The sequence below is a fragment of the Candidatus Omnitrophota bacterium genome, from assembly GCA_028699255.1.
Taxonomy (GTDB): domain Bacteria; phylum Omnitrophota; class Gorgyraeia; order 2-01-FULL-45-10; family 2-01-FULL-45-10; genus FEN-1322.
In genome coordinates, this window is the sequence record JAQVUX010000003.1 from 36925 (window position 1) to 48118 (window position 11194).

The 11194-nt window shown below is 45.3% G+C and carries 10 protein-coding genes; all 10 read left to right on the plus strand.

The window, feature by feature from the left end:
* Positions 1–5 precede the first annotated feature (5 nt).
* Positions 6–728: a sugar phosphate nucleotidyltransferase gene (locus tag PHS46_03130; protein MDD3905507.1), complete on the plus strand. Its 723-nt coding sequence runs from the start codon at positions 6–8 to the stop codon at positions 726–728.
* Positions 725–1684 carry a dTDP-glucose 4,6-dehydratase gene (gene rfbB, locus PHS46_03135; protein MDD3905508.1) on the plus strand — a complete coding sequence of 320 codons (960 nt, stop codon included), beginning with the start codon at positions 725–727 and terminating at the stop codon, positions 1682–1684. Before PHS46_03130 ends, rfbB begins: the two co-directional genes overlap by 4 nt.
* A 127-nt stretch (positions 1685–1811) precedes the next feature.
* Complete coding sequence (rfbD, locus tag PHS46_03140; protein ID MDD3905509.1) at positions 1812–2690, plus strand: dTDP-4-dehydrorhamnose reductase; 879 nt, start codon at positions 1812–1814, stop codon at positions 2688–2690.
* Between the two features lie 87 nt (positions 2691–2777).
* Entirely contained in the window at positions 2778–4082 is a 1305-nt protein-coding gene (locus PHS46_03145) for a nucleotide sugar dehydrogenase (GenBank protein MDD3905510.1), read from the plus strand.
* Positions 4082–5011 carry an SDR family oxidoreductase gene (locus PHS46_03150; protein ID MDD3905511.1) on the plus strand — a complete coding sequence of 310 codons (930 nt, stop codon included), beginning with the start codon at positions 4082–4084 and terminating at the stop codon, positions 5009–5011. The genes PHS46_03145 and PHS46_03150 overlap by 1 nt, the downstream gene beginning before the upstream one ends.
* A complete protein-coding gene (locus tag PHS46_03155) occupies positions 5008–5940 on the plus strand; it encodes an SDR family oxidoreductase (GenBank protein MDD3905512.1) in 933 nt (310 codons plus the stop codon). Before PHS46_03150 ends, PHS46_03155 begins: the two co-directional genes overlap by 4 nt.
* A gap of 493 nt (positions 5941–6433) precedes the next feature.
* Entirely contained in the window at positions 6434–7051 is a 618-nt protein-coding gene (locus tag PHS46_03160; protein MDD3905513.1) for a hypothetical protein, read from the plus strand.
* A gap of 496 nt (positions 7052–7547) precedes the next feature.
* Positions 7548–8654 (plus strand): DegT/DnrJ/EryC1/StrS family aminotransferase, encoded by a 1107-nt coding sequence (locus tag PHS46_03165; GenBank protein ID MDD3905514.1) that lies wholly within the window; start codon positions 7548–7550, stop codon positions 8652–8654.
* Positions 8655–8660: 6 nt separating this feature from the next.
* Positions 8661–10538 (plus strand): asparagine synthase (glutamine-hydrolyzing), encoded by a 1878-nt coding sequence (asnB, locus tag PHS46_03170; protein ID MDD3905515.1) that lies wholly within the window; start codon positions 8661–8663, stop codon positions 10536–10538.
* A gap of 15 nt (positions 10539–10553) precedes the next feature.
* Positions 10554–11189: a class I SAM-dependent methyltransferase gene (locus PHS46_03175; GenBank protein ID MDD3905516.1), complete on the plus strand. Its 636-nt coding sequence runs from the start codon at positions 10554–10556 to the stop codon at positions 11187–11189.
* The last annotated feature ends 5 nt before the right edge of the window (positions 11190–11194 follow it).

The following is an 11194-nucleotide window of genomic DNA, read 5'->3' on the forward strand; positions in this document are numbered from 1 at the left end:
TGGGTATGAAGGGTATAATATTGGCCGGAGGACTTGGGAAGCGCCTGCATCCATTAACCAAGATAACGAATAAACATCTCCTGCCGGTATTTTCCAAACCGATGATCTACTACCCCATCCGGACACTTGTCGACGCCGGCATAAGGGATATCCTGATCGTGACCGGCGGTATGCATGCCGGAGAGTTTCTGCGGTTACTCGGTAACGGCAAAGAGTTCGGCCTGGAGCATATAAATTATACTTACCAGGAGGGCGAGGGAGGCATAGCCGAGGCGTTGAAGCTGGCGAAGCATTTTGCGGAGGATGACAGAATAGTCGTTATCCTGGGTGACAACATAATAGAGAAGAGCATAAAGAAGGCCGTTGATGATTTCAGCGCTCAGCCGTCGGGCGCCAAGATATTACTGAAGAAGGTGGCTGACCCACAGCGGTTTGGCGTCGCGGCTTTAAAGGACGGCAGGATACTCGGCATCGAGGAGAAACCAAAAAAACCGAAATCGGACTATGCCGTTACGGGAATATACATGTACGACAATAAAGTGTTCGATATCATAAAAACTCTGAAGCCTTCGGGCCGCGGAGAGCTTGAAATAACAGACGTTAATAACGCTTATATAAAACGCGGGACGCTGACATACAGCATCCTCGACGGATGGTGGACCGACGCCGGGACATTCGAATCGCTTCTGCGCGCGAATAACCTGGTAGCGAAGAGAGAATCGAAATGAAGAGACTGCTCATAACAGGCGGGGCCGGGTTCATCGGCTCCAATTTTATAAGGCATATCCTCGGCAAGTATAAGGATTACTCCGTCACGAATTTAGACAAGCTGACCTATTGCGGTAACCTCGAAAATCTTAAGGATGTCGAAAAGGATAAAAGGTACAGGTTCGTCCAGGGCGATATCGCCGATGATAAATTGGTGGGTAAGCTTGTGGCGAAGTCGGACATCGTCGTGAATTTCGCGGCGGAGACGCATGTCGATAGATCCGTTACCGATCCACACAGTTTTGTTAAGACCAATGTGCTTGGAACGCATACTTTGCTTGAGGCCGCGCGAGCGCATGGCGTAGAGAGGTTCATCCAGATATCGACGGACGAGGTTTACGGCAGTATCGAGAAGGGTTCGTTCAGGGAAGATGACAGGCTTTTACCCAATAGCCCGTATTCCGCGGCAAAAGCCAGCGCCGATCTTTTAGCCAGATCATACTTTATAACGTTTAAATTGCCGGTGATAATTACCAGGAGCTCGAATAATTTTGGGCCATATCAATATCCCGAGAAAGTGGTACCTTTATTCGTAACCAACGCTATCGATGATAAGAGCCTTCCTGTTTATGGCGACGGCATGAATGTCAGGGACTGGCTGTTCGTCCTCGATAATTGCGAGGGCATCGATGTCGTCCTGCATAAAGGCGAACCCGGCGAGATATACAATATCGGCGGCACAGCCGAGATACCGAACCTGGAACTTACGGATTCTATACTTAGCCTTCTCGGGAAAGACAAGAGCCTTATAAAATTCGTCAATGACAGGCCGGGCCATGACAGGCGTTATTCGCTCGATATCGGGAAGATAGCCTCGCTCGGATGGAAGCCGCGCCACGATTTCCGCGCGAGCCTTAAACTGACCGTCGATTGGTATAAGAATAATAGGATTTGGTGGGAGAAGCTAAAAAAATGACCTTCAGTTATATTCTTCGAGCGAGGCCTCGCCACCGCAGGTGGCAGAGCCGAGTCGAGAAGTTCTCGACTCACTCCTGCTTCGGCTTTGCCTCGCAGTCGCTCGCTCGAACAGTAATGTCTCCGCTATGAAGCGGCGCGTGCTTATAACCGGCTCGGGCGGTATGCTCGGGATCGATCTTTGTAAAGAACTGGAAAGCGCATATAAGATTTACGGAGCCGATGTAATCCCCGGCAAAAACTTTGTTTGCAATATAACAAACAAAGACAGCGTTTCCGGGATAATTTCAAAAATACGCCCGGATGTTGTCATACATTCGGCCGCATGGACGGATGTAGACGGATGTGAGCTTAATAAAGTCAAAGCCTTCGCGATAAATGCCGACGGTACGAGGAATGTAGCATCCGCCTGCAGACAGAGCGGCGCGGTTTTGATCTATATAAGTACCGATTTCGTATTCGACGGTAAAAAGAAAGCGCCTTATAAAGAGCCCGATGAGCCGCATCCTTTAAATATTTACGCCGAATCTAAATTAAAGGGCGAAGAGATTGTTAAAAAGTTAGATAAATATTTCATCATTCGCACAAGCTGGCTATACGGAAAGAACGGTAAAAATTTCGTAGATACGATTATTAAAAAGAGCAAAACAGAAAAAGACCTGAAAGTTGTCGACGATCAGATAGGGTCGCCGACATATACAGTTGACTTATCGAAAGCGATTCATGCGCTGTTAGATAAAATAGCGGATAGCGAGCGGTGGATAGCGGATAGATCCGGGATATACCATGTAGCTAATTCGGGAGCTATCTCCTGGTTCGGATACGCCGAAACGATTTTACGGTTAACCGGGTCGGACGCGAAAGTCTCTCCGATATCGTCGGAAAAACTGAACAGGCCCGCAACGCGGCCCGCGATGTCGGTATTGGACAATGCGAAATTTACCGGCTTGACCGGTTATAAGATGAGGGATTGGCAGACAGCGTTAAAAGATTACCTTGACCTGTGATTTGACCTCCGAGGTCGCCTTTGGCGACCTCGGAGGTCTGTAAGGTGCTAAATTGACCTGTAAGGCGCTAAAAGGAGATGGATAATTATGCTGGCAAAACTTAAGGCTAAGATACTGAAGAAAGAAGCGAAGATCGGGATCATCGGGCTGGGTTATGTGGGACTGCCGCTCGCCCTGACATTCGTCAAAAAGGGTTTTGAAGTGTATGGCATGGATGTAGATGAAGCCAGGGTTTTAAAACTCGGCAAAGGGGTTTCGCATATACTTGATGTGCCGTCTTCGGATATAAGAGATGCCATAACAAAAAGAAAGTTCGCGGTTACGAACGATTTTAGCCATATTAAAAAGTTGGATGCGCTGATAATCTGCGTACCCACGCCTCTGTATAAAACAAAAGAGCCCGACGTTTCCTACATAGTTTCCGCGGTCAAGAACATAAAAAAATACATGAAACGTGGCCAGATTATTGTGCTTGAATCGACAACATACCCCGGCACGACCGAAGAGGTTATGTTACCGGTGCTGGAAGAGGGCGGTATGAAAGAAGGCAGGGATTTTTATCTCGCGTTCTCGCCGGAGAGAGTCGATCCCGGCAATCCTAAATACGACACTAAGAATACGCCAAAAATCATCGGTGGTATATCGAAAAAATCTACCGAAATAGCAAAACTTCTTTACGAACAGGCCATTGATATAGTCGTCCCGGTCTCTTCGGCAAAAGTTGCCGAGATGGTGAAGCTCCTGGAGAATACTTTCCGGATAGTGAATATAGGCCTTGTTAACGAGATAATGCTCATGTGCGACAAGCTTGGCATTAATGCCTGGGAGGTTATAGACGCGGCGAAGACGAAACCGTACGGATTTATGCCTTTTTATCCGGGCCCCGGAGTCGGAGGGCACTGCATCCCGATAGATCCGATATATTTATCATGGAAGGCGAGAATGCACGGTTTCGAGGCGCGATTTATCGATCTGGCCTCGCAGGTCAATTCGGAGATGCCGCGTTATGTGGTGTATAAAGCGGCGGAAGGATTGAATCTTCATAAGAAACCTTTAATGTGTTCAAAAGTGCTGGTGGTGGGCGCGGCCTACAAGAAAGACGTAAAAGATCTGCGCGAATCTCCCGCCTTGGAAATAATAGAAATGCTTATTCAGAAGGGCGCGCTCGTATCGTATTATGATCCGTACCTGCCGTATCTTAAGATCGGCGATATAAATCTTAAATGCCGGAAGTTCGCGAAGAACTCGTTTTCCGACGTAGATTGTGTAATCATAGTGACAGACCACTCGAACGTGGATTATCAATTTATCGTCGATAATTCCAAGCTGGTAGTCGACACCAGAAATATCCTGAAGGATATCAAGAACAGGTCCAACATAGTGAGGTTATAGTGGCAAAATATCTTGTTACGGGCGGCGCAGGTTTTATAGGCTCGAATATCGTCGAAGAACTTGTAAGACGAAAACAAAAGGTCAGGGTTTTCGACAGTTTTATTACGGGCAAACGGGAGAATCTCGCGCCGTTTTCGGGCGTGATTGAAATTGTAAAAGGCGATATCCGTGATGCCGCCGCGCTTAAACGCGCCTTGAAAGGGATCGATTATGTTATCCATCAGGCGGCCTTGCGTTCCGTCCCAAAATCGGTCGATGACCCGTTTACGACAAACGATATAAACGTATTTGGTACGCTGAATCTTTTGATGGAGTGTAAGAAGGCCGGTATCAAGAGAGTGGTTTACGCTTCATCAAGCTCGGTCTACGGTGATGCCAAAACCTTTCCACAAAGAGAGTCCGACTACGCCTCGCCGATCTCGCCTTACGGTGTTTCGAAGCTTGCCGCGGAAAATTACTGCGTTACCTTCGCCAAGACGTTCGGGCTGGAGACGGTGAGTTTAAGATATTTCAACGTTTTCGGGCCGAGACAGAATCCGGAATCGAAATACTCGGCTGTCATACCGATGTTCATATTCAAGATGCTCAAAGGCGAGCGGCCTATCGTAGAATGGAATGGGAACCAGTCGCGCGATTTTACCTATGTGGCGAATGTCGTCGCCGCGAATTTAAACGCGTGCGTCGTGCCGGGCATCTCCGGGGAGGTATTCAACGTGGCCTGCGGGACTACGACGTCGGTGAACGACATCGTCTCTGCGCTGAACGGTATATTGAAGACTGACATAAGAAGCGAATACGCGCCGAAAAGACGGGGGGACGTCAAAAAGACGCGCGCGGATATAACTAAGATGAAGCGGCTTTTAAAGATTAAAAAAATAACCGGTTTCGACGAAGGCCTGAAACTCACGGTAGAATGGTTTAAGAAATGACGAAGAAAAGGATACTCATAACCGGCGGCGCAGGGTTTTTAGGTTCGCATCTTTGTGAATTATTCCTGGCGAAGGGCTACCGCGTGATATGCATGGACAATCTTATCACCGGTAAGATGAGCAATATAAAGCCTCTCGCAAAAAACAGAGAGTTCCAATTTATAAAACATAATGTTTCGGAATATATAGATGTGAAAGGCCGCCTCGATTATATACTGCATTTCGCATCCCCCGCAAGCCCGATAGATTATCTCAAATACCCGATACCGACGCTTAAAGTCGGCTCTCTCGGGACGCATAATGTTTTAGGTCTGGCCAAGGCAAAGAAGAGCATATTCCTTCTTGCCTCGACGAGCGAAGTGTACGGCGATCCCCTCGTAAATCCTCAGCCGGAGAGCTATTGGGGCAACGTCAACCCTGTCGGCCCGCGCGGTGTTTACGACGAGGCGAAAAGATTTTCGGAAGCGATAACGATGGCCTACCATCGATATCACGGTCTCGATACGAAGATCGTTCGCATATTCAATACTTACGGCGAACGGATGAGGGAAGAGGATGGCAGGGCAATCCCTAATTTCATAAGTCAGGCCCTTAAAGACAGGCCGATAACCGTTTATGGTAATGGTTATCAGACGAGGAGTTTCTGTTATGTGTCGGATCTTGTGGACGGCATTTACAGGCTTCTAATGTCTCGTGAACATGAGCCGGTCAATATCGGAAACCCCAATGAAATCACCCTATTAAAACTCGCTAAGATAATAATAGCACTTACCGGGTCGAAAAGCAGGATCGTTTATAAACCCCTTCCCGTCGACGATCCGAAAGTAAGGCGTCCTGTTATTGAAAAAGCCAAAAGAATACTTGGTTGGAAGCCCAGGGTTGGTCTCGAGGAAGGCCTGTCGCGCACCATAGATTATTTTACGCTGTAGGAAAAATAAAGGTATTTATGCGCGCTACGGATAAAAGATCGCGAATTGTTTTTTTGATAGTACTTATCGCGGGTATTGGAATTATATTGTTCGCCTGGCGCCATCTTCCCCAAACTGCTTATAATTCATTTGCGTCATCCGTTGATTGTTGCATGAAACGGTCTATGCATGTCTATGAAACATACCCAACCGCCACACACTATTACGTATTGCCGGAAAATTGCTCCCTTGAATTTTTTAAGCACGGCGTAACCCCGGGGATGCTATCCGGTATTATAATTAATAGCCTGTTCAATGCTATATTTCAACCTTTATTCTTATGTGTTTTGTCGCCGCAGACTATTTTAACTTACCTGCTATTCCCGTTCTTTATATACGGATGTATTGTTTATTTCCGGAAATTACCGCTTATGGTAATATTCTTTTTTGGTTTCTTGATTTATATAGGCATGAGAGATAACGTCGTGGAAGCTCTCATACGGCACAGGATGGCATGCGATCTGATATATCTATTAATAGGACTGGCTGGCTTTACGCGCTTGATTACCGAAAAGTCATAATAATAGCTCTTCTTCTTAGAGTTATTTTTGCTTCGGCATATGACGTTTTTGTATCCGTGACGGACAGGGATGTATTATTACCCGACAGTAAATATTATTCTACCACCGGAGAATACATAGCCTTTTTATTGGATAGCCATACTATAGCCGACATGGAAAGCTATTTTAAAGGAAAGGACGCGCATACCCAATTCATTTTCTTCGATACGCTAAAGTACCAGAAAGGGCATTTTATAGCCCCTAAGGCCGAAGCAATCATATACATATATATTATCGGCGTGATATATTTTATATTCGGGCACCTGACCATCTTAGTCAGGTTTTTTAATATATTTCTCAGCATAATGAGCGTATATTTTATCTTTATGATCGCGAAACGAAAATTCGGCGATCTGACCGCAAATCTCTTTCTATTATTTGCCTTATTTTTACCGGCGCATTTTATGTACTCGATAACTTTGTCTAGAGATTTTGTTAGAGTCTTTGTCGTTACTTTTATTTTGTGGCTTTTATATGGAGGGATTATATGGAAACGAAGCAAAAAAGAATAGCGTTGTTCTTGGTGATTTATATCGTCTTATTGTGGGTAGGGTTCAAATCGGGTACGGTATATGCCCGTATGCGTAATAAATTAGCGGTAGAAAAGGTTTACGTGCCCAGTGTGCCTAAAACGGAAATTTATTATATTGTGTCTTTGAATAAAATGAATGAGGTCATATCCTACGATGAAGTGGACGAGAATAGCACAGTCATGAAAATATACTTTAATAACGAACTCCGCCCAATACTCAAGGGTAGTAATATTGTAATATATGACTGGAAGGGGAATAAATTATACCAATCAAGATAATATGCCTCACAATAGTTGTTTAAATCGTTTAAAATAAAGCAAACCATGGTATATTTCGGAATAGAATAAGATTTGTAACACATTGAAAAATAGATTGTTATATCAATGAAATATGGCCTAAGCACGGGCCATTTTTTATTGACATCATATAGGCTGGGTGCTAAAATACTCGCTATTCACAATTTAAGGAGGATTAAGTGAAAGTACCGATATTGAACTTGAAGCGGCAATACGAACCGATCAAAGCGGAAATAGGCGCGGCTATAGATAAAGTTGTCCGCGAACAGGATTTTATATTAGGCAAAGAGGTGTCGATGTTGGAAGAAGAGATCGCCAAATATTGCGGTACAGGGTTTGCCGTAGGTTTGGCATCCGGCACCGATGCTCTTATACTGGCTCTTAAGGCATTGGGCATAAAAGCAGGCGATGAAGTAATAACGTCGCCGTTTACTTTTTTTGCTACCGCCGAAGCAGTATCGATCGTAGGAGCAAAGCCTGTTTTTGTCGACATAGAACCAAAAACATATAATATCGACCCATATCTTATCGAAAAGAGTATTACCAAAGCGACAAAAGCCATAATACCCGTTCATATATACGGCCAGTGCGCTGATATGGATCCTGTAATGAATATAGCGAAGAAGCATGCTCTTAAGGTGATCGAAGATACCGCGCAGGCAATAGGTGCGAAATATAAGGGGCGTTCCGCCGGGTCTATGGGTGATATCGGCGCTTTAAGTTTTTTCCCGAGCAAAAATCTGGGTGGCTTCGGAGACGGCGGTATGATAATTACAAATGATCGGAATTTAGCTGACAGCGTAAAAATGCTCAGAGTTCACGGAAGCTCGGTAAGATATGAGCACTCTGCCATAGGGATGAATTCCCGCCTGGATAATATACAGGCGGCGGTTCTCAGAATAAAGCTGAAGTATCTCGATAAATGGCTGGAACTCCGTCGGAATAAAGCGGATTATTACACGACAAACCTGAAGGGCCTTCCTCTTGAGATGCCGGAAGTTCCATCACACAATGTCCATACATATCATCTTTTTACACTCAGAGCGCGGCAGGACGCAGAGCCGATAGTGCGGTTTTTGACGGATTCCGGGATTGAGTCCAGGGCATATTATCCGATACCACTGCATCTTCAGAAATGTTATGGATACCTGGGGTACAAACAGGGCGATTTTAAAGAAGCCGAGAAGGCGTCGAAGCAGGTATTTTCGATACCTCTATATCCGGAGATGAGTGACGATGAAATGAAATATGTGGTAAGCAAATTAAAGGAGTATTTTAAAGCCTGATATTCTATGTGCGGGATAACCGGTATATTCAATATAAACGGTATGAATATCGAAGCTCCGGCGTTACGGCGCATGAATGCCGCTCTTTCGCATCGTGGCCCGGACGATGAAGGGTATTTTACGGATAGAGACATAGGTCTCGGGCATAAGCGGCTTTCTATTATCGACCTGTCGTCGGCGGCCCGCCAGCCCATATCGAACGAAAACGGTACGATGTGGCTTGTTTACAACGGCGAGATATATAATTATCCCGAGTTGGTGCATGACTTGAAAAACCTGGGACACAAATTCAAGTCGCATTCCGATGCGGAGGTTGTGTTGCATGCTTACGAAGAGTGGGGCGCCTCGGCGCTTGATAAATTCCGCGGGATGTGGGCTTTCGCCTTATGGGATAGCGATAAGAGAGAGTTGTTCTGTTGCAGGGACCGTTTCGGGATAAAACCTTTTTACTACTACCTGGATAAAGATAAATTTGTATTTGCCTCCGAGATAAAGGCTATTCTTGAACATGGGACTATAGAAAAAAGCCCTAATCTTGAAACCGTACACCGTTATCTTGTGAGAGGTTATGGTTACACTGATACGAGCGATGAAACATTCTTTTCGAATATCCGACAGCTTAAGCCCGGGTGTTATCTATCTGTTTCTCGTAGCGGAGCCTCGGAGTGTTCTTATTGGCGGCTTTCGCCGCATAAATATAGCGAGCCTGCCGATTTCGGTAAAATAAAAGAGAAATTTTTAAGTCTTCTGGAGGAGTCGACGAGATTAAGCCTGCGAAGCGACGTCCCTGTGGGCATTGCCTTAAGCGGCGGGATAGACTCATCTTCCATCGCGGTTATCATGTCCGCTTCGACGAAGTGCCGCATCGAAAGTTTTTCGGCGTGCTTTGACGAAGAAGGGTGTGATGAGCGGGCATTTATTAATGAGATACTTAAAGATGAAAAGTTTATTCCGAATTTTGTATATCCTCAAGCGTTTTCTTTCGCAGATGAACTTGAAAAGATAGTCTGGCATCAGGATGAGCCTTACAGCAGTCCAAGTATATTCTCCCATTGGGAGGTTATGAAGAAAGCCAAAGAAAAAGGCATAAAAGTCCTGATCACCGGCCAGGGAGGCGACGAGCTTCTGGGCGGCTATAATAAATTCTACCCCTATTATTTTCTGGATCTTCTGACGAATGCAGGCGCAGGCCCATTTTTAAAAGGCCTGTCCGGACTGGATCCGATCACAGGTTACACAAAACGAAGTATTATTGCCGCCATGATAAAGATATTCTCTTCAAGCGTCGTCCCCGACGGATTAAAAAGAATCGCACGGAGCGTATGCGCATCGAAACGGCCGGCATTTCTGCGCAAAGATTTTTTCGAAACCGGCTTTGATAAAACTAAGGATAGGACAGGGGGTGTCCGGTACGGTTCATTTTTAAATCAGGAGCTTTATGATTCGACTATCGTATCGCCGCTACCGTCTTTATTGCATATAGACGATCGAAACAGCATGGCTCATTCTGTCGAGTCACGTCCGCCTTTCCTGGACCATAAGCTTGCGGAATTCGTTTTCTCCCTCTCGTACGATGTTAAAATTTCGGGTGGGGTTACCAAATATCTTCTGCGCGAATCACTGTCAGGCTCACTGCCGGAAAAGATCAGAACCAGACGCGATAAGATGGGCTTCGTTACGCCTGTCGGCATATGGTTCAAGGGCAAGCTAAAAGACCGGGTAATGTCGATGCCGGATTCCTCAGTTATCGAAAAATGGAAGATATTCGATAAAAACGGGATGAGGAAAGTTATAGATGAACATATGAGCGGTAAAGCGGATCGCTCTTTTACTATATGGAGCTGGGTAAATTTAGAGATATGGCTGAATACTTTTTTCGCGTGAAAGGGCCTGGTTAGAATGGAAAATTACTGGAAGATGAAGAGCTGTGGCATAGATCGGGGTGCCGTACAAAAAGGAATTATCGAGACATACCCATTATCGGCCTGCCGAAAACCTTCCGAGGCGCATAAGTTGTGGCTTAAACATGTCCTTTCCGCAGGCAGTGTTCTTGATTTCGGCGCCGGAGATTTGAGATTTAAAAAATTCGCCTGTGACAATGGATTTAAAGGAAATTACAAAACTCTGGATATAGCGGACGGTATCTCATACGATTACCGGGATATATCCCAGGTGAAAGAAAAATTCGACCTTATCCTGTGTTTTGAGGTTATTGAGCACCTTCCGTTGGAATCATTTTTAAAACTGATCAAATCTTTTAAAGATATTTTGAACGAAAAAGGGACGCTTATAATCACCACCCCGAATATTCATCATATAAATCATTTCTGGAAGACGGACGTTACACATATAAGGCCGTATCCATACACGGATCTATGCGCCATATTGAAAAACCAGGGATACGGTAATCTTAAAGTTTATCGGTTGGTATGGCGTAATTACGGCCGCTTCAGATTTTTCATAAAGAGGATCCTGGCATATTTCCTGGAAGTTGATTGTGCCACCAATATTTGTGTTATCGCAGAGCGGTTTTAGGGCGG